The organism is Escherichia sp. AM3 (genome assembly GCF_032029835.1).
In the GTDB taxonomy this organism is placed as follows: Bacteria; Pseudomonadota; Gammaproteobacteria; order Enterobacterales; family Enterobacteriaceae; genus Escherichia; species Escherichia coli.
In genome coordinates this window covers 1-376 of record NZ_JAVUPQ010000649.1, presented here as the reverse complement: position 1 = coordinate 376, position 376 = coordinate 1, and the positions used below count along the sequence as shown (strand labels likewise).

1 protein-coding gene is annotated in these 376 nt (G+C 55.9%); it reads left to right on the top strand.

Annotated features, from left to right (window positions below):
• The coding region (locus RTW80_RS27700; RefSeq protein WP_312721311.1) for an MFS transporter at positions 1 to 376 on the top strand (376 nt) is incomplete at both ends.

The following is a 376-nucleotide window of genomic DNA, read 5'->3' as shown; positions in this document are numbered from 1 at the left end:
TATGTCAGCTTCGTGGCGTTCTCCTGCCTGGCGTTCTTTGGCTCAGCGTTTGTTAACAGCCTGAACTGGGCGCTGGTTTCCGACACCGTCGAGTACGGCGAGTGGCGCACCGGCGTGCGTTCGGAAGGAACGGTCTACACCGGTTTTACCTTCTTTCGCAAAGTGTCTCAGGCGCTGGCTGGTTTCTTCCCCGGCTGGATGCTGACGCAAATTGGCTATGTGCCGAACGTCGCACAGGCTGACCACACCATTGAAGGGTTACGCCAGTTGATCTTCATCTACCCAAGCGCACTGGCGGTAGTCACCATTGTGGCGATGGGTTGCTTCTACAGCCTGAACGAGAAGATGTATGTCCGCAGTGTGGAAGAGATAGAAG